At 38.2% G+C, this 17,936-nt stretch carries 18 protein-coding genes and 1 riboswitch; of the genes, 4 read left to right on the top strand and 14 right to left on the bottom strand.

Annotated elements, in window-relative coordinates:
* Positions 1-23 precede the first annotated feature (23 nt).
* On the bottom strand, positions 24-2,336 hold the full coding sequence (gene metE, locus CRO54_RS02510; RefSeq protein ID WP_097128329.1) for a 5-methyltetrahydropteroyltriglutamate--homocysteine S-methyltransferase: 2,313 nt from the start codon (positions 2,334-2,336) through the stop codon (positions 24-26).
* A gap of 165 nt (positions 2,337-2,501) precedes the next feature.
* Positions 2,502-2,681: riboswitch (cobalamin riboswitch) on the bottom strand.
* Between the two features lie 176 nt (positions 2,682-2,857).
* On the opposite strand from metE, the gene CRO54_RS02505 reads away from it, so the two are divergent.
* Both CRO54_RS02505 and CRO54_RS02500 read left to right on the top strand, forming a co-directional pair.
* Positions 2,858-3,319 carry an Lrp/AsnC family transcriptional regulator gene (locus tag CRO54_RS02505; protein WP_097128326.1) on the top strand — a complete coding sequence of 154 codons (462 nt, stop codon included), beginning with the start codon at positions 2,858-2,860 and terminating at the stop codon, positions 3,317-3,319.
* 76 nt (positions 3,320-3,395) lie between these two features.
* Positions 3,396-3,809, top strand: coding sequence for a Dabb family protein (locus CRO54_RS02500; protein WP_097128324.1), 414 nt, complete (start codon positions 3,396-3,398; stop codon positions 3,807-3,809).
* 112 nt (positions 3,810-3,921) lie between these two features.
* Here the strand turns inward: CRO54_RS02500 and CRO54_RS02495 are convergent, their stop codons facing one another.
* Positions 3,922-4,254 (bottom strand): hypothetical protein, encoded by a 333-nt coding sequence (locus CRO54_RS02495; RefSeq protein WP_097128323.1) that lies wholly within the window; start codon positions 4,252-4,254, stop codon positions 3,922-3,924.
* 23 nt (positions 4,255-4,277) lie between these two features.
* On the bottom strand, positions 4,278-4,595 hold the full coding sequence (locus tag CRO54_RS02490) for a hypothetical protein (protein WP_097128321.1): 318 nt from the start codon (positions 4,593-4,595) through the stop codon (positions 4,278-4,280).
* A 442-nt stretch (positions 4,596-5,037) separates the two neighbouring features.
* On the opposite strand from CRO54_RS02490, the gene CRO54_RS02485 reads away from it, so the two are divergent.
* Entirely contained in the window at positions 5,038-5,223 is a 186-nt protein-coding gene (locus tag CRO54_RS02485; RefSeq protein ID WP_097128319.1) for a hypothetical protein, read from the top strand.
* Between the two features lie 92 nt (positions 5,224-5,315).
* On the opposite strand, the gene CRO54_RS02480 is transcribed toward CRO54_RS02485, so the two are convergent.
* The 8 genes from CRO54_RS02480 to fucP are packed head-to-tail and all read right to left on the bottom strand — an operon-like array spanning position 5,316 to position 13,049.
* Positions 5,316-6,464 carry an alpha-hydroxy acid oxidase gene (locus CRO54_RS02480; RefSeq protein ID WP_097128317.1) on the bottom strand — a complete coding sequence of 383 codons (1,149 nt, stop codon included), beginning with the start codon at positions 6,462-6,464 and terminating at the stop codon, positions 5,316-5,318.
* Positions 6,465-6,476: 12 nt separating this feature from the next.
* Positions 6,477-7,265, bottom strand: coding sequence for an L-fucose dehydrogenase (locus CRO54_RS02475; RefSeq protein ID WP_097128315.1), 789 nt, complete (start codon positions 7,263-7,265; stop codon positions 6,477-6,479).
* A 9-nt stretch (positions 7,266-7,274) separates the two neighbouring features.
* Entirely contained in the window at positions 7,275-8,099 is an 825-nt protein-coding gene (locus CRO54_RS02470; RefSeq protein ID WP_097128312.1) for an amidohydrolase family protein, read from the bottom strand.
* Position 8,100: 1 nt separating this feature from the next.
* A complete protein-coding gene (locus CRO54_RS02465; RefSeq protein ID WP_097128310.1) occupies positions 8,101-8,430 on the bottom strand; it encodes an L-rhamnose mutarotase in 330 nt (109 codons plus the stop codon).
* A 3-nt stretch (positions 8,431-8,433) separates the two neighbouring features.
* Positions 8,434-9,285 carry a fumarylacetoacetate hydrolase family protein gene (locus tag CRO54_RS02460; RefSeq protein ID WP_097128309.1) on the bottom strand — a complete coding sequence of 284 codons (852 nt, stop codon included), beginning with the start codon at positions 9,283-9,285 and terminating at the stop codon, positions 8,434-8,436.
* An 11-nt stretch (positions 9,286-9,296) separates the two neighbouring features.
* Entirely contained in the window at positions 9,297-10,061 is a 765-nt protein-coding gene (locus tag CRO54_RS02455; RefSeq protein ID WP_097128307.1) for an SDR family NAD(P)-dependent oxidoreductase, read from the bottom strand.
* 55 nt (positions 10,062-10,116) lie between these two features.
* Positions 10,117-11,754 carry a UxaA family hydrolase gene (locus tag CRO54_RS02450; RefSeq protein ID WP_097128305.1) on the bottom strand — a complete coding sequence of 546 codons (1,638 nt, stop codon included), beginning with the start codon at positions 11,752-11,754 and terminating at the stop codon, positions 10,117-10,119.
* Positions 11,755-11,756: 2 nt separating this feature from the next.
* Positions 11,757-13,049: an L-fucose:H+ symporter permease gene (gene fucP, locus CRO54_RS02445; RefSeq protein WP_097128302.1), complete on the bottom strand. Its 1,293-nt coding sequence runs from the start codon at positions 13,047-13,049 to the stop codon at positions 11,757-11,759.
* Positions 13,050-13,200: 151 nt separating this feature from the next.
* Here fucP and CRO54_RS02440 point away from each other — a divergent pair, with 151 nt between their 5' ends.
* Entirely contained in the window at positions 13,201-14,067 is an 867-nt protein-coding gene (locus CRO54_RS02440) for an AraC family transcriptional regulator (protein ID WP_097128299.1), read from the top strand.
* Positions 14,068-14,072: 5 nt separating this feature from the next.
* Here CRO54_RS02440 and CRO54_RS02435 read toward each other — a convergent pair whose 3' ends face one another.
* The 3 genes from CRO54_RS02435 to CRO54_RS02425 are packed head-to-tail and all read right to left on the bottom strand — an operon-like array spanning position 14,073 to position 17,921.
* Complete coding sequence (locus tag CRO54_RS02435; protein ID WP_097128296.1) at positions 14,073-15,188, bottom strand: DUF4861 family protein; 1,116 nt, start codon at positions 15,186-15,188, stop codon at positions 14,073-14,075.
* A gap of 22 nt (positions 15,189-15,210) precedes the next feature.
* Entirely contained in the window at positions 15,211-16,440 is a 1,230-nt protein-coding gene (locus CRO54_RS02430; protein ID WP_097128294.1) for a glycoside hydrolase family 88 protein, read from the bottom strand.
* A gap of 11 nt (positions 16,441-16,451) precedes the next feature.
* On the bottom strand, positions 16,452-17,921 hold the full coding sequence (locus tag CRO54_RS02425; protein ID WP_097128292.1) for a BNR-4 repeat-containing protein: 1,470 nt from the start codon (positions 17,919-17,921) through the stop codon (positions 16,452-16,454).
* Positions 17,922-17,936: the final 15 nt, after the last annotated feature.

Genomic DNA, 17,936 nt, shown 5'->3' with positions numbered 1-17,936 from the left:
CATAAAATACTTACTGTTTATACTTATACTGCTTGAGTTGCTTTAATATGCTCCCTAGCCTCTTTAGCTGCAGCAACCATATTGATTAAAGCGGCTTTCGTTTCTGGCCATTTACGGGTTTTCAGTCCACAATCTGGATTTACCCAAAGGTTACCTACTGGAAGCAAATCTGCGGCTTTCGTTAAAAGTGCAGCCATTTCTTCTTTGCTTGGTACTCGTGGCGAGTGAATATCATAAACTCCTGGACCAATCTCATTCGGATATTCGAAATTGGCAAAAGCCTCCAGCAGCTCCATTTGCGAACGCGAAGTTTCGATGGTAATTACATCGGCATCCATAGCGGCAATATGTTTGATGATGTGATTAAACTCGCTGTAACACATGTGCGTATGGATTTGCGTTTGATCTTGCACACCGCTCGCCGCAATGCGAAAAGCCTTTACTGCCCAATCTAGATACTGCGGATGTTTCGCTTTTCTCAGTGGTAAGCCCTCACGAATGGCCGCTTCGTCAATTTGGATAATGCCTATTCCAGCAGATTCTAAAGCTAAAACTTCATCACGAATGGCGAAGGCAATTTGGTTGGTAGTAGTTTCACGAGGCTGATCGTCTCTTACGAATGACCACTGCAAAATGGTTACCGGACCAGTTAGCATTCCCTTCATTGGTTTATCGGTTTGCGCAGCGGCAAAACTACTCCAACGAACCGTCATATCCTTTGGTCGACTAATATCTCCATAAATCACCGGCGGTTTTACACAACGGCTACCATAACTTTGCACCCAACCATTTTTAGTAAAAAGGAAGCCGTCCAACTGCTCTCCAAAATATTCCACCATATCATTACGTTCAAATTCGCCATGAACCAACACATCCAAACCTATTTCCTCTTGCCAACGGATACAGTCAATGGTAGCTTGCTCAATAGCGGCTTCGTATTCTGCTAAAGTCAATTCACCTTTTTTAAATTGAGCACGTAACTGGCGGATATCGTCTGTTTGAGGAAACGAACCAATGGTGGTAGTAGGAAATGATGGCAACTTGAAGCGGTTAGTGTGCAACTGCTGGCGAATAGGGAAAGCACTTTTACGACTTGCATCAGCTGTTGTAATGGCAGCCACTCTATTTTTAACGGTTTGTTTATGTACTTTCTGAGAGGTATTTCTACTTTGTATCGTTGCTTTATTAATTTGGAACAATTCATCATTTCCTTCAAAAACCTGTTTCAATTGAGTTACTTCATTTAACTTTTGTTTGGCAAAAGCCATCCAATTTTTAATCTCAGGATCAATCGCAGTTTCTAAATCTAAATCTATCGGACTGTGAAGCAGCGAACACGATGGCGCAATAATGACTCTATCAATACCTAGTTTCTGTACCGCTGTATTGATTAAACCCACTGACTTTTCATAATCATTTTTCCAAACGTTACGACCATCTACTATACCTAATGAAAGTTTGATTTGCTCAGGAATTACCGACAAAATATCTTCTAATTGCTCTGGTGCACGTACCAAATCTATATGTAATGCGGCAATAGGTAAATTCACGGCAAGTTGGGTGTTCTCTAGCAAAGCATCAAAATAGGTAGCTACCAAAATTTGAACACCACTTGTTCTGTTGGCAATGCTACGATACGCAAATTCAAAAGCTTCTTTATCTTTTGCAGATAAATCTAGCGCTAAATAAGGTTCATCCAATTGTATCCACTTGGCACCTTGTTGTTTCAAACGATTGATAATTTCCACATATACAGGTACCAGTTGTTTAATTAAATCGATACGATCAAAACCTTGTTCTTGTTCTTTTTCTTTACCTAACAAAAGATAACTTACTGGACCAACCAATACAGGCTTAGCTTTTTCGCCCAATAGTTTCTTCGCTACATTAAACTCGTCGAATACTTTTTCAGAGAAGATTTTAAATTCTTGTTTTGCGGTAAATTCTGGCACTAAATAATGATAATTGGTGTCTAACCATTTGGTCATTTCCATAGCGGTAATGTCCAATCCGTCTCTTTGATAGCCACGAGCCATCGCAAAATACAAATCAATTTCTTGATTGTTTTTTACCTCGGTGAGCACAGGTGCATATCGCTTAGGAATGGCTCCGAGCAATAAACTCATATCCAACACTTGGTCATAGAAACTAAAGTCATTACAAGGAATAATGTCAATTCCAGCATCTAACTGTAGCTGCCAATTTTCTTCTTTAATCTTCAGGGCAACTTGGTTCAGTTCCATTTGGTCAATCTTGCCAGCCCAATATTGCTCACAAGCTTTTTTCAATTGTCGTTGGCTACCAATACGCGGATAGCCTAGGTTTTGCGTTTGCATTTCTTTAACTTTTATAGGTTAATTGTTATTGCAAAAAAGCTCCTTAAATAATTTTCGGGAAATGAAGCAGGAATTAGAAAGATAAACACAAAGCATGATCTACCCTACGAAGGTAACCGCACCAAAATGAGTTTTTATCAGACATCAAGCTTCAATCGCGAAAGCATCGTCAATTCGGAGTAGGCAGGTATCCTGACTTGTAACAGTTTTTATCATCCTTCCCGTTGCCAGTGGATATTTTTGATAAAAACCTTAACGTTACTTACAGTTGCGCGACAGTCCATGATTTGCACATGGTTCCCTATTCATTTACAGCTAAGTAAAACCTTCTCCTTTTTGTTGAAATATGCAAAGAACTAATGATTTACAATCAGTTTTAAATTCTCAACAAATATAGATATGAAGATTATAACACTTATATAACACTAAATAATAAGGTTAAAAAACTACATTGATGAAAATTTTTAGTTTTTTAACCTGCCAATAACCTATTTTAGCAATCGTAAACAAATAATATGCTGATGAATGATTTAGATGCTACCGATTTATTATTGCTCAAAATACTATGCGATAACTCAAACCAAACGGTTAAGGAGTTGGCGGCTCAGGTAAATCTTTCGCCCTCGCCAGTATTTGAAAGGGTAAAAAGATTAGAGAACAATGGTTATATCAAAAAGTACATAGCCATACTAGATGCGGAGAAATTTAACCAAGGTTTCATTGTGTTTTGCAACATTAAGCTTAAACAACACGACAGGAAAATAGGGAATCACTTTGTGGCAGATATATTAAAAATAGATGAAGTGGTAGAATGCTACAATGTTTCTGGAGATTACGATTTTATTTTAAAGGTGTATGCAAAAGACATGAAACATTACCAAGATTTCGTATTCAACAAGCTAGGTTCTGTAGATAGTATTGGCAGTACACACAGCACTTTTGTAATGGCAGAAATTAAGAATACGCACAACATTAGTTTTTAGTTATTCAGCTAAAAATATTCGTCTCATTTTTAATGGAGGAAAAAGAAGACAATTAAAATAATCTTAGCTTTAAGCAATGAAAAGGAAACAGTTTATAGGAGCCACGCTACTTTCGTTAATTTTAGGCAAATCGCTTGCACAAGAAACCAAAAAAGATAAAAGAATGGCTCAGTTAAAAAAAGGAACTATTATACATGTGGTATATTTTTGGTTAAAGGAAGGAATATCCAAAGAAGAAGAACAGGATTTTCTACGTTATTTTGACGTGTTGGAAACGATACCGCAAGTACAAACCTTGAATTTCGGAAAACCTGCTCCTACTACAAAAAGAGAGGTTGTAGACCACTCCTATTCATATAATTTGATCTGTACCTTCAAGAATTTAGAAGATATCACGATTTACGAAAATCATCCAACTCATGTTGTTGGAGCTAAAAAATTCAGTAAATATTGGACACGTGTGGAAGTGAAGGACACGCAGTTGATGTAATAAATATTCTGAACTTTTATTTTCGTTAAAAGATTAATGTTTTTTTAAAACTAAAACAGCTGGATTCTGCTACAAGAACTTCCAGCTGTTTCATAACAGGCTTCTCGAACCATTAAATAATAGAGCTATCACCCGAGTGGCGACCATTTAAATCTTCCTCTTCTGCTGCTCCCCTCTCTGCGTCACTTAAGCCTTCTTCTCTGGTCCAGCCAGTTTTATTTTTAAACTCACCTTCACTATCTATTTGCGGCTGCGCTTCCTCCTCGTTTTCATCTCTTACTCTAGAAGATGCATCTTCTGTAACTACATTTTCTTTTTCTACATCTTGATGATCTTTACTTCCGCCAGCAGACGTGGGCATATCGTCATTAGATTGAGGTTTATTTTGTTCTGATTTTGGAGTTGAACCTTGTTCTTCCCTACTATCTTGATTTTGATATTCCATAACACACTATTTTTTAGATTTCCTTATTCACTAGACCATTCGTCTTTCCAGTTGGTAGTTCCCGCAGAGGCGACATTAATTTTTGAAGCATTTTTACGTTTCTCCACTGGTCCTTTCAATTTTTCGGCACTGGCCAAATCACGTTCCCAGTTTCCTGCATTTTTATGTTCTGCAAAACGATTCTTCAATCCGTCTACAGCGCTGCCAATCCATTTTCCGCAAGCTTTTCTAGTTCTCGGGATGGCACATATCAATGCAACACCAGCAAGTGCTGCAACGCCCGCTACTATCGCCACTTTATTGGTTGAGGTTCTTTGTGGCATTAAAAAATTAGTTATCATATTTCGGTGCATTTTAAGTCTGCTATTATAACCCTTTCATCCTCTTTATTGTTTGCAGATAAAAGAACATCCCGATGGAGATTTGGTAAATAGAGAAATTTAAGAGCAGAAAAAACCGACTAGCATTTAATAGGCTGAACTTAGTGGAATGAAAAAGAATCCATACTTCCTCCCGTTTATGCAAATGAGCAGGGCTGAAAAAAAACAGCAGCTTATCAATTGATTTCCAACAATCTAAACCAACCTTAAAAACAAAAAAGAGTGAATTTTATTCCCAATATGAGTAACAAATATCCAATGCTTCCACATCACTAAGCAACAAACCCGTTACAATAAACATTTAAAATACAGATTATCAAATTGTTAAATTAAAAACAATTCAAAATAAAAAGCTGCACGAGATTTGTCTGTATTACTACAAAACACAAAGACGGGAGGATAAATGGACGTTACATATTACATCCAAAATGGCATGCTAGAAGCCTATGCCTTAGGAACTTTAGATTCAAAAAACGCTGCAGAAATAGAAGAACTGCTACAAAGTAACATCGAATTAGGAGAAGCGTTAGAAGAAATCCTAATTAAAATCGATGGAAATCAAAATCAAACACTTCATTCTACTGGATAAATCCGAATTTCGGTTTCTGCCGATTAACGTAAAAAACGTTAACACGATATGTTTTGCTGTAGAAACCCATTGTCACAGCAAAACATATTTCATCAACCAGTTACCAAATGTTTCGGAAAATCTGACACGTTAGCACAACAAACTTGTTCCATTACCTGCGTTAGTTGACGTTTCAGCATGGCCATCGCATGTTGTCCGCCATCGTTGCCCAAAGCCGCAGTACTATACATAAATGTTCTGCCCAGAAAGGTAAAGTCTGCACCAACAGCCAATGCTCTGGCAACGTCGGCTCCAGACCTGATTCCACTGTCCATCATCACCGTTAATTTTTCTTTAAAAGTCAGTAAGTCTGAAAGCGATTTTATGGCAGATTCACCAGCGTCCAGTTGTCTGCCACCGTGGTTAGAAACAATCATGCCATCCAATCCCAAATCTACGGCCAATTGCGCATCTTCTTCGCTGGCCACGCCTTTGATTACTAACTTCCCTTTCCATTGGTCTCTAATTGCGGAGATTCGTTCTCGATTCAATCTGCCAGAAAAAGTTTTATCCATAAAAGCGCCCAGCTGTTTCATATCCAATCCCTTTGGCAAATAAGGCTTTAAGGTTGCAAAACTAGGCACGCCATGTGCTAAAGTCTGCATCGCCCAATTGGGTTTCCCCATAATTTGAAGTATGTTTTTTAGACTCATGCGTGGCGGCATAGCCAAACCATTCCGAATATCACGTGGTCTGAAACCAAAACTAGGTACATCCGCTAAGATTACTAATACATCGCATTCTACTTCCTGTAGCCTGCGGATGATATCGTCACGTAATTTTTCTTCTGCTGGGTGATAAAGCTGATACCAGAAATCTCCTTCTGTGGTTTTCGCTATCTCTTCTATCCCACTGGTAGTTACCGTACTTAAAATAAATGGCACGTTATGCTCTTTGGCCGCTTTTGCTAAAATATTAGGAGAATTTGGCCAAATTAAGCCCTGTAAACCAACTGGTGCAACACCAAACGGAGCAGAATAAGTTTTACCAAACAAAGAGGTTTCCATACTGATACCTTGATACTCGTTCAAGTAATATGGCTTCAATTGTATATCTCTTAATTCAGCGGTATTGCGGTGCAGATTTACATCCTCGTTACAACCTCCATCTAGATATTCGAAAGCAAATCGAGGTATTCTACTTTTTGCTTTATTGCGCAAATCATCTATTCCTGGATAAGCCTGATTGTATTTTAAATTCATGTTTTTGTTAAGTTATTGACGTAATAAAGCCCTATCTAGATGAACATAACCTCCATCTACATACAGTAACTGCCCCGTAGTATGGCTCGATTTTTCAGACAGTAAGAAGGCTACCGTATCTGCAATTTCACTCGCCTTTGTCATTCTATTTTCTAGTGGAATTCTAGCGGTAATTTCTGCCAACGTCTCTTCCGCATTGGGCAAGGTTTTTATCCAACGTTCGTACTGTGGTGTCCATGATTCGGCTACTACCACTGCATTTACCCTGATTTGGTAAGGCAATAATTCTACCGCCCATTCTCGGGTAAGTGCGTTTCTACCACCATTAGCTGCCGCATAACCAGAGGTTTCGCCCTGACCAGTGATGCCAGTTTTAGAGGTAATGTTAACAATACTACCCTTACTCACTTTAAGATATGGTAGAGCGTAATGAGCCAACAAATAATAGTGCACCAAGTTACTGTGGATAGATTTCATGAAAGCTTCGTAATTTCCATTCTCTAAACCAACCCCATCATTTACGCCGGCATTATTTACCAAGCCATCAATTCTGCCAAATAAGTTTACCGTTTCCGTAATTACATTTTCACAATCTTTTGGATTAGCTAATTCGGCAACTACACTAGCACATTTGCCACCTGCAGCTAAAATTTCTTGTTCTAAACGCTGATTATCTTCTTTGTTACGACCTATAATGACTGGAATAGCGTTTTCTGCAACTAATGATTTCACTATTGCTTCGCCAATTCCCTTGGCACCGCCACTCACTAAAATTACCTTATCTTTTAATTGTAAATCCATCTTTATAAATTATAATTGATAGCATTCTTTAGCATTTGATTCGAAAATGGCCTTTCGCTGCAAAACTGTTAACTGACTGATGTAATCTTCTACCACTTGTTTCGTTTCTCTGTAACTGGCTGCTAAGGTGCATACCGGCCAATCTGAGCCGAACATTAATTTATCTATGGAGAAATTTTCGAAAACGGTATCTAAATAGAACTTCATGTCTTCATTCTTCCAGTTGTACCAATCTGCCTCTGTTACCATTCCAGACACTTTGCAGTATAAGTTTTTATGTTTTGCCAAAAGGCTGATCCCTTCTTGCCAAGCTATATCACCGTTATTATCCTTGATATCTGGTTTGGCGATGTGGTCTAAAATGAATCGTTGCTCAGGAAATTTATTTACCAAACTAATGGCTTCCTTAAGTTGATTCCTTACAATCACAATATCATAGGTGTGTCGGTAGTTTTTAAGCTCTGCAATTCCTCTTAAAAATGAAGGATCTAACAAAAACCCATCTGGTTCTGACTGAGCAATGTGCCTCCATCCTTTCAGCTTTTTATACTTTGAGAATGCAGCAAGTCTATCAGGTAGATTTTCGCCTCTCAAATCAATCCAACCTACTACACCTTTGATAAAATCGTATTCCGTTGCTAACGACAGCAAAAATTCCGTTTCCTGTTCACTTTGATCAGCTTGCACTGCCACACATCCTTCAATGCCGTTTTCCATCAACTCCAATTGCAGTTGGTCTGGCAAAAAATCAGCCTGAATGGCTTTCATTTTTTCAGTTATCCAAGCTTCCTTTACTGGATGATATTTCCAAAAATGAACGTGGCTATCAATCATATTAAAGCTTAAAAATTTGTTTCATTAACAACCATTTCTCTCCTTCTCTTGCAGATGGTATCGCTTGTTGGTATTTCCACATTAAAGTTTCCCATTCCTGCACTTTCGGATTTACTTCATCAGCCTTTGCTTTTGCTTCAAAGGAGAAGTTATCTTCTACCTCCATTATCATGAAAAGCCGATTAGCCACACGATAAATCTCCATATTTAAAATGCCAGCAGACTGGATACTTTGCTTAATTTCTGTCCATATAGACTCATGATAAGCTTCATATTCAGCTATTAGCTTTTCATCATCTTTTAAATCTAATGCTAGCACATGTTTTTTCATAACTTATGCTTCATAAGATTTTACGTGTTGTTTGCTACTGCCTAATCCGTCGATACCTAGCTCTACTACATCTCCATGTTTTAAGTACCAAGGTGCTGGTTTTTGTCCTAAACCTACACCTGCCGGTGTGCCTGTAGTAATGATATCCCCAGGCAAAAGCGTCATGAATTGACTGATGTAACTCACGACAAAAGGAACACTGAAAATCAAATTAGCGGTGTTTCCATCTTGTAAAATCTCGCCGTTTACTTTTAACCAAAGACGAAGGTTATGTACATCTTCGATTTCGTCTTTTGTAGCAATGAATGGACCGATTGGAGCGAAAGTATCGCAGCTTTTTCCTTTAACCCATTGCCCGTTGCGCTCCAACTGAAACTCTCTTTCGCTGTAATCGTTGTGCAAAACATAACCAGCCACGTGCTCTAAAGCATTTTCTTCTTCTACGTAACTTGCTTTTTTACCAATTACAATTGCCAATTCAACTTCCCAATCTGTCTTTTTACTGTTTTTTGGAATAATTAAATCGTCATTAGGGCCAACAATAGCCGAAGTTGCCTTAAAAAATAAGATAGGTTCTGCTGGTATTGGTGCATTAGTTTCGGCAGCGTGGTCTTTGTAATTTAATCCAACACATATAATTTTTGAAGGGCGAGTCAACGGAGCTCCTAACCGCACTGGTTTTTCAACTTTTTCAAGCCATCCTCCTTCTACTTTCTTCTTTAATTCTTCTAAAGCATTGTCGCCAAAAAAATCTTCATTATAATCACTTACGTGCTGAGACACATCAAAGATGTCTTCTCCAATAATTATTCCTGGCTTTTCTTTTCCAGTTTCGCCATATCTAACTAATTTCATCTGTCTAAATTTTAGTTGTTTAAAGTTGTAAATCCCCCGTCTATTGGATAATCGCAACCAGTTATAAATCCAGCCTCATCGCTACATAAATATAGGGCTAAAGTAGCTACTTCGGAAGGTAAGCCCATGCGACCGATCGGCTGGGTTTTTGATAGTTTATCGAACATTTCTGGAATCTGATCGGAATAGTTTTTCTGTAAAAAGCCATCTACAAATGGGGTATGTACTCGAGCTGGTGATACAGAATTGCAACGAATATTGTCGCTCAAATAGTCTTTCGCCACACTCATCGTCATTGCCTTAACCGCACCTTTTGCTGTACTGTAGACAAATCTATCCGGAATTCCTACCAAAGCCGCAATAGATGCCATGTTTAATATTGCACCGCCACCAGCAGCTTTCATTTTTGGAATGGCTGCAAATAGACAGTTGTAAACGCCTTTGATATTTACGTTAACAACCCTATCAAAATCTTCTTCCGAAGTAGTATCAGCTTTACCAACGTGAGCAATTCCGGCGTTGTTTACCAAAATGTGTAGGTTTCCAATCTGCTCAAATACAGCTAACACCTGTTGATGGTTGGCTACGTTACAAGCATGTGCCTGTACCTTACCACCAGTGGTTCTGATTTCATTTACAGCTGCCTCAGCTGCTACTTCGGTAAGTTCGATGATATGAACTTCGGCACCTTGTTTAGCAAATAGCTGTGCAATTGCTTTACCAATTCCGCTGCCGCCGCCTGTAATTACTGCTTTTTTATTATTTAAGGATAACATTGTTATTATTGTTTTTCGTTATTCGGTTATCGTAGAGGCACAAAATATTGTGCCTCTACAGTGATACACCTCTTTTCCAAGGGATAAAATCATCCTGATTTAATTGCACTGCTTTCGGTATTTCCCTACCGCTGGCTACTTCGATACAATAACTCAATATATCTTCGCCCATTTCGGTTATTGTTTTTTCACCTTCAATAATAGGTCCCGTGTCTATATCTATAATATCAGCCATTCTTTTTGCCAAGTTGGTATTGGTAGCTACTTTTATGGTAGGACAAACAGGATTACCTGTTGGTGTGCCCAAACCTGTAGTAAACAAAATTAAAGTTGCTCCTGCAGCTGCCTTTCCTGTCGTTGCTTCCACATCGTTTCCTGGCGTACAAACCAAGCTCAATCCGGGCTTGGTGGCTGGTTCTGTGTAATCCAAAACATCAACTACTGGCGAAGTACCCGCTTTTTTTGCAGCTCCAGCAGATTTAATGGCATCCGTTATCAAACCATCTTTGATATTTCCTGGCGATGGATTCATATAAAAACCTGAACCTACTTTATGTGCCAAATCATCATACTCAGTCATTAATTTGATGAACTTTCTAGCCGTTTCTTCCTCTGGCATCCTATCAATTAATTCTTGCTCTACACCACACAATTCAGGGAACTCTGCCGATAGCACCTTTGCACCTAAAGCTACCAATAAATCTGCGCAATGTCCAACTGCTGGATTAGCAGAAATACCACTGAAACCATCACTACCACCACATTTAACTCCTACACAAAGCTTACTTAAAGGTGCTGGCTTTCTTTCTATCTTATTAATTTCTACCAAACCTTTAAATGTCTCCCTTAACGTTTCCTTCAAAAGTTGCTCTTCGTTCATTACTTGCTGTTGTCCTAAAAGGATGAGTGGCTTTTTAAAATCTGGATTTAACGCCAACAAATCTTCTTTAAACTGATTGGCCTGAAGATGTTCGCATCCCAAACTCAATACGGTAACGCCAGCTACATTAGGATGATTGGCATAAGCAGCCAATAATTTACTCAGGGTATTGGCATCTTGACGGGTACCTCCGCAGCCACCGCTATGATTTAAAAACTTAATGCCATCAACGTTTTTGAACGGTCGATCTGCACCTTTAGCCGCTGGCTGTAAATCAATTTCTTTTAAGTCTGCACCATTTTGGTATGCTTCTAGAAGCGCATGAGTGTAGTTTTTATACTTATCATCAATTGCATAACCTAATTCTTTGTACAGGGCTTCTTTAATGATATCCAAGTTACGGTTTTCGCAAAACACAGTTGGAATAAACAGCCAATAGTTTGCTGTGCCTACGTTTCCATCTGCTCTGTGATAACCTAAGAACGTTTTGTGCTCGAAACCGCTTACATCTGGTGCTTGCCATTGATAGTTCGATTTCCTATACTGATACGGGTCTGCCGCATGTTTCGTGTTTTCTATGGTCATTCGGGTTCCTGCTTTAAGCTCAAACTGAACTTTTCCAACTAGTACACCGTACATAAACACCTCATCGCCAGCCAACATATCATTCATAAAAAACTTATGCTTAGCAGGAATATCTTCCAACAATGTATAATCCACTCCTTGATAGTTTACTGCCGTACTCGCTGCCAAATCGGCCAAAGCCACCAGCACATTATCCCTATCATCAATTTTTAAAACTTTAGCGCTCATTTTTATTTGTTAACTGATGGTTTATAACCTTTATATGCAAAATACAGTACGACGAATAGGCAAATCAAGGGTACCGAGTAACCATACTGGATGTTATGGGTAACATCGGCGACGTAACCTAGTGCCAATGGAATAATTGCTCCGCCCACTATAGACATAATGATTAAACTTGATGCTGTTTTAGTGTCTTCTCCCAAATCTTTTACACCCAATGCAAAAATGGTTGGAAACATAATCGAAATAAAGAAACCGATGCCTAACAAACAGTAGATGGTATAAGTTCCACTACCGAAAATAGCTACTATTGTAAGTAAAATCGCAATTATTGTATATAAGGTCAACAATCTCGGTGCCTCTACAAATTTCATAAAAACTGTGCCTACGATACGTCCAATCATAAATAGTGCGCCATAAGCTATCAAATAATCACTAGAAGAATGATTATCTAAACCAGCAGCCTTTTCCGCATATACGAGAAAGAAACTACTGAAACAAATCTGCGCCCCAACATAAAAAAACTGTGCTATAACCGCCCAGCGTGTATGCTTGATTGCAAAAATCTGCCAAATGGTTTTTTCTTTTGCCGTGTTTTTTTGCTCTTTAATTTCGGGCAATTTTAGAAAGATAAATATAACTGCAACAATAAGGATGATAATACCCAATACTATAAAAGGCGCTTTCACACTATTTGATGCTTCCTCTATAAATTTGGCTTTGGTGGCCACATCCATTTGTTGAATATGCTCTGTGGTCACATCTGTATTGGTTAAAATCGTATGTTTTCCAATAAGCGGAGCTATAGAGGCGGCAATGCCATTAAAAGATTGCGCCATATTTAACCTAAAGGATGAGGTTTCTGGTGGCCCCAAAACGGTGACATATGGGTTTGCTGCTGTTTCTAAAAAAGCTAAACCGCTTGCGACCACAAACAAAGCACCTAAGAAGTAAACATATTGATGTGTGTTGGCAGCTGGAATGAACAAAAATGCACCACAGGCGAAGAGCAACAAGCCAAAGACGATGCCCGATTTATAGCCCCATTTCTTCATCATCAGGCCTGCTGGAATTGCCATTACGAAATAGGCGATAAACACCGAAAAATCTACCAGCGAAGACTCTAAATTACTTAAGGTAAATGTTTTTTTTAAGTGAGCAATTAACGTTGGATCGATATTATGAACCAATCCCCAGAAAAAGAAAAGGCTGGTAATTAATATGAGCGGAAAAAGATATTGTTTCCGAGATACGGTAGTCGAAACATCCTGTTCTGTTAAGCTTTGGTTACTTAGGTTCATTATCGGTTTATTTTTGGTTGTAACACAAATTAAGCACAAAAAAACTATTTAAAAATATCTCCAATTGTCAATTTATTAAGCTATTTTGTCCATTCTAAATAAACTATCAAATAAAAATCGTCAAAATCGCTAATTTTTCATTCTATCATTAATGAAACCTAGGTTACTTAAAATACATTCTCCAGAAATTGAAAGTTTTAGTGCAAGAAGAGATTTAACGCCAACCATGAACAGTATTTGGCACTACCATGAAGAACTGGAGCTGGTTTATTTTAAGGAGGGCGAAGGCACACAATTTATTGGCGACAACATTAGTAGGTTTAAAACTGGTGATGTTGTTTTAGTAGGCGCTAACCTACCCCATTACTGGCGTTTTGACCAAGATTATTTTGAAGCCGGTAAAAAATCTGCTGATGTTTATGTGATTCATTTCCATAGTCACTTTCTAGGTGAACGTTTTTTAGAAGTCCCAGAAAACAGGGAACTCAAGAAGTTAATTTCAAATTCGGCTAGAGGTTTGCAAATTCAATCCCCTAAGTTGAGCCACATCATCGAATCGATTATCAATACTGTGGAAGCATCTAGTAGCAAACGCTTATTATCTTTATTAGAAGTTCTCTTTCAAATCGGCTCTACAGATAGCGAATTAAATCCAATCGCCTCCCTAGGTTTTAAATACAATTATCTCAGCGAAGAGCAAGACCAAGTACAAAACATCTATAATTACGTTTTAAACAATTATCAAAAAAAGATTAGTCTACATGAAATTGCAGACGTAGCTAAAGTAAGTCCTAATACTTTTTGCAAGTTTTTCAAATCAAGAAGTAAAAAGAACTTTACCGATTTTGTTAATGAAATTCGGGTGGGTCAAGCCTGCAAACTACTTATAGAAAACAAACTCCGTATTAACGAAGTCTGCTTTGAAAGTGGCTTTAATAACTTTGCCAGCTTCCATAAGTGCTTTAAAAAGGTAACTGGAAAAAGTCCGTTACATTATCAAAAATCGTTTGTTGCGTAAGAGCGCTAGTTCACTTTAACTACCAAAGGTTGTTGAAGTTTTTGCTTGAAGTTTTTAAGGTAATCAAACCATTGTTGACTGTCAGTAATTTCTCCTGCTTTGTTCCAAGCGGCACCGTTGTAGTAAACCACAGGCTCGTTGGCTTTTACTTCCGTTACTGCCAATAATTGATTATGCTTTTTCACCACCTTTATCGGACTGATCAAAACTGCACCAACTCCAGTGATTCCGTCTTCGCCGTGTACAGGTTCCCAATAGCCAATTACGCCTTTATCATCTTGTAAAATTTGTTTGTCTTTCTCGTTTCTCGTAGCCAAACCAACAGCAACAGGTAATAATCCAGCCTCTTTAAACTTGTAGCTATTTTCAATTCTATTCATTTGCGAACCTGCATCTATCGACACAAGCTTTTGCACTTCGATACGCTGATTATTTGCCGATGCTTCATCATAATTTAATTGAAATGTAGTACGCAAAGGGCCATTATCCAGAATCTTATAGCTTTTGTAGTTTCCTAAATACCAAACACTATCAGCTAGGTATGGAGCCATATCGCCCGCTCCTAAGGTTTGACCAACACTGTAATAGTCAAGGCCATCGCCGTGGTCTTTATGGTAGTTATCTACTTTGTAACGTTTGTTGATGACTAATTCAGAAGTTCGCTTTACCCAAACATCAATTCCGTAGGCGTTTTCGTTGCTTCCCTCTAAGGCTTTGCCATACATCCTAAACGCAATCTTATCATTCTCCCAAGCAAAATCGTCTTTACGCTCTGGCACATACCTACCATAAGTCTTAGCGTTTAACGGGGTCGATTTTTCATCTTGCAAGATTACTTTCAAAGTCGATTTTGGCTGAACGGAAACCTGTAAAAGGAGAAATTTTACTTCATTGCTTCCAACTTTTTCTAATTGAAAAGGAACTTGCGCAAAAGTGGCCTGATTTACCACTTGAAGATTCGAAGTATCGATTTTAGGGTTACGCTTTAAAAGTTCATTCCAATCTATACGAACTAATTCGCCCTCTCTTTTTAACGCAGATTTATTTTTGATGGAAATAGTCTGTGCGTAGCTATTAAAACACAATAACGATGAAATGGCAAATAAGGATAGTCTCTTCATTATATTCATTTTTTAATGACAGCTAATCTATCATTTTTTTATCATCCAACAAGCGTTTGTAGCGCAAAAGTGCTTCTACATAATAATAATCAGCATAAGTTAATGGCACATCAATTTCGCTTTTAGCTGGAATGTTACCCACACTATATTTTAATAAATACCCTCCATTATCGGCAAGTGCAGCTTTATAAGTAGAAGAACTTAAATTTTTGATGATGTTTGTAGCGATATCAAAATACTGCGTACTCAATTTACCTTTAACCTGAGTGCTCATTTCTAGAAAAGCAGAAGCCATTAACGAAGCTGTAGAAACGTCTCTATTGGTACGATAAGCAGCGTATTTACTAGTATCTGCTAAATTTGGCGCATCAAAATCCCAATAAGGCACCAAGTCTTTTGGCATATTTGGATGTTGTAGGATATACTTCGCTATTTTGTTCGCAAATTTCAAGTATTTTTTATCGCCAGTTTCGCGATACATCATGGTATAGCCGTATAAACCCCAAGCCTGTCCCCTAGCCCAAGCCGATTCGTCAAAAGCTCCTTGGTTAGTTTTTTTCTTAATTACCGAGCCATCTTTAGGATAATAATCCACTACGTGGTAACAGCTCATGTCTTTGCGGTAGTGGTTTTTCATGGTAGTATTAGCATGGGTAACTGCGATGTCGTAGAGCTTTTTATCACCTCCTAAACGAGCAGCTCTGGTTAAAAACTCCAAGTTCATCATGTTATCTATAATTACCGGAAAATTATCGAAATCCCAAGAACGAATTGCTTTTGTGATTGGACTAAAACGAGTAGCTAAGGATTTTGCACCAGTAAGCAGTATGTTGCGATAAGCAGCTGTATCGCCAGTAATTCTCATGGCGTTGCCAAAACTGCAATAAAGCATGAAACCTAAATCGTGGGTGGTTTCGTTAAATTGTTCCTTTTCTAAAATTTTAAGCTTTTGTTGCGCCAATTGCAACAGTTCCTTATCATTCGAATACTCATAGAGGTAAAGTAAGGTGCCAGGATAAAATCCAGAAGTCCACCACCCAGTTTCAGAATGAACAGATTTGCCTTTATCAAAGGTGCGTGGCAACATGTGCTCTGGCGTTTTTGTAGCCAGTACCTTTATCTGTTTAACTGCATCGTTTAATTGCTGATTAATGAAAGCAGTATCTAATCTAGTTTGAGCTTTTGCATTTAAAAGTGAAAAGCAAAAAGTTACGATTAATAAAGTTTTCAGCAAGTGATTTCTCTTATCCATTCGGCAAAAAATTAAAAGTTTCTATCTATTATTTTTCGTTTCTCAACCAAAACTTGGTCGCCATTCATTGTTCTAGGCAACTTGAATACTTCTCCCTTTTTATTGGTGAAGTACAAGTTAGATTCTGATGGTTTACGTCCGTTTCCATCTGCCCAAAAGCCATAGAAATCATCTTTAGCGAAGTTTGGTTTACGTACGTAAGAATGGTTTTTATCACTGTTTTTGGTGAGCTGCTTAGCCTTCCATGTTTTACCGTAATTTTTACTCACCCATGATACCACATCACCACCTGGGTTGTAAGCCTGTGGCCCTGTCGCAGTTGGACCAATCACTCTCAATTGATTTTTACCTTCGGCATAGATAGATCCCATATCGTAATTACTGTCAGAAGAGGTAATCACCGTACTTTTCCAAGTTTTTGTTTTTTTGTCTGTATAGAAAAAGTGCCAATCTCTTGGACCATTTTGTGGGCCTGGTTGCGGCCCTTTGCTCGAAACAGATAAAATCAAAGGTTTACCTTCTTCGTCTAAATTCACATCTAGCAAGTAGTTATTTAGCTTTTGGGAAGTGAAATCTTTAACTAAAGCGATGTTTTCTTTTTTCGTTAATGGAAGTTCCGGGTTTTGTCCATCCATAGTTTGCCAGCTTTTACCCCAATCAGAAGATTCTAGGTAGTATAAATTGGTTCTGTAATCTAGGCCTTTTCCATCTGGATGATAATCAAAAGCTACGGCAATTTTACCACCAACTTTTGCGCTCACTTGATAGTGGCCACCTTCTATATTACCAATCACTTTCCATTTATCCCATTTCTGCCCGTCTTTACTCGTATTAAAACCAATCACACGTCTGGCATTTTCATCATACCTAGAAAAAAGAGCTAAAAAACCTTTTCCTTTTTCGTAATACACCTGAAAATAAGAGAAGTTGGTGAATGGTGTTTCCACGCCTTTAACATCTTCAGTAGCATTTACGAGTTCAAATTTTCCAATATCGTAAGGTTTTACAGATTTAGAAATATAAGATGGACGCTCTACGCCATGTGAGGTTGAAAACATCCAGATATACCCTAAAGAATCGATAGAAATTACTGGATTATCATGCGCATCAACCGTTTTTTTATCTAATACAATGGTTGGGTTGGCCACCATTTTAGTAGCGTGGTCGTAAGATGAAATGGTATGTAGCAAGGTGCTATTTTTATCGTTAGTACCGCCATAACAGAAGAAAGTTTTATTTACTTCTTCGGCATAGATAGCAAAAGGCCTGTGGTTTGCGGGATAAGTACCTAAACCGCCGCTGTACTTGTAAGCGTATTCGTTACCAGTTGGCTGTATCATATACCAAATACCTTTAAAACCGTTTGCTTTTTTGTTAAGCAGTTCTTTGGGTTTAGCCGGCTTTTTGTCTTGAGCTCTGGCTACTAAAACTGAACTTCCTACTACTGCTGTTAAAATAAAAATCTGAATGGCTTTTCTCATAGTTGCATCTTCTTA

The organism is Pedobacter xixiisoli (genome assembly GCF_900215335.1).
GTDB classification, from domain to species: Bacteria; Bacteroidota; Bacteroidia; order Sphingobacteriales; family Sphingobacteriaceae; genus Pedobacter; species Pedobacter xixiisoli.
This window is presented reverse-complemented; position numbering and strand designations above follow the sequence as displayed.

Coding starts and splice junctions, on each gene's coding strand:
- CRO54_RS02490 (WP_097128321.1), bottom strand. CDS start 4,595: ATGATAACTAATTTTTTAATGCCACAAAGAACCTCAACCAATAAAGTG.
- CRO54_RS02495 (WP_097128323.1), bottom strand. CDS start 4,254: ATGGAATATCAAAATCAAGATAGTAGGGAAGAACAAGGTTCAACTCCA.
- CRO54_RS02480 (WP_097128317.1), bottom strand. CDS start 6,464: ATGAATTTAAAATACAATCAGGCTTATCCAGGAATAGATGATTTGCGC.
- metE (WP_097128329.1), bottom strand. CDS start 2,336: ATGCAAACGCAAAACCTAGGCTATCCGCGTATTGGTAGCCAACGACAA.
- CRO54_RS02500 (WP_097128324.1), top strand. CDS start 3,396: ATGAAAAGGAAACAGTTTATAGGAGCCACGCTACTTTCGTTAATTTTA.
- CRO54_RS02440 (WP_097128299.1), top strand. CDS start 13,201: ATGAAACCTAGGTTACTTAAAATACATTCTCCAGAAATTGAAAGTTTT.
- CRO54_RS02475 (WP_097128315.1), bottom strand. CDS start 7,265: ATGGATTTACAATTAAAAGATAAGGTAATTTTAGTGAGTGGCGGTGCC.
- CRO54_RS02455 (WP_097128307.1), bottom strand. CDS start 10,061: ATGTTATCCTTAAATAATAAAAAAGCAGTAATTACAGGCGGCGGCAGC.
- CRO54_RS02505 (WP_097128326.1), top strand. CDS start 2,858: ATGAATGATTTAGATGCTACCGATTTATTATTGCTCAAAATACTATGC.
- CRO54_RS02485 (WP_097128319.1), top strand. CDS start 5,038: ATGGACGTTACATATTACATCCAAAATGGCATGCTAGAAGCCTATGCC.
- CRO54_RS02435 (WP_097128296.1), bottom strand. CDS start 15,188: ATGAAGAGACTATCCTTATTTGCCATTTCATCGTTATTGTGTTTTAAT.
- CRO54_RS02425 (WP_097128292.1), bottom strand. CDS start 17,921: ATGAGAAAAGCCATTCAGATTTTTATTTTAACAGCAGTAGTAGGAAGT.
- fucP (WP_097128302.1), bottom strand. CDS start 13,049: ATGAACCTAAGTAACCAAAGCTTAACAGAACAGGATGTTTCGACTACC.
- CRO54_RS02430 (WP_097128294.1), bottom strand. CDS start 16,440: ATGGATAAGAGAAATCACTTGCTGAAAACTTTATTAATCGTAACTTTT.
- CRO54_RS02460 (WP_097128309.1), bottom strand. CDS start 9,285: ATGAAATTAGTTAGATATGGCGAAACTGGAAAAGAAAAGCCAGGAATA.
- CRO54_RS02470 (WP_097128312.1), bottom strand. CDS start 8,099: ATGATTGATAGCCACGTTCATTTTTGGAAATATCATCCAGTAAAGGAA.
- CRO54_RS02450 (WP_097128305.1), bottom strand. CDS start 11,754: ATGAGCGCTAAAGTTTTAAAAATTGATGATAGGGATAATGTGCTGGTG.
- CRO54_RS02465 (WP_097128310.1), bottom strand. CDS start 8,430: ATGAAAAAACATGTGCTAGCATTAGATTTAAAAGATGATGAAAAGCTA.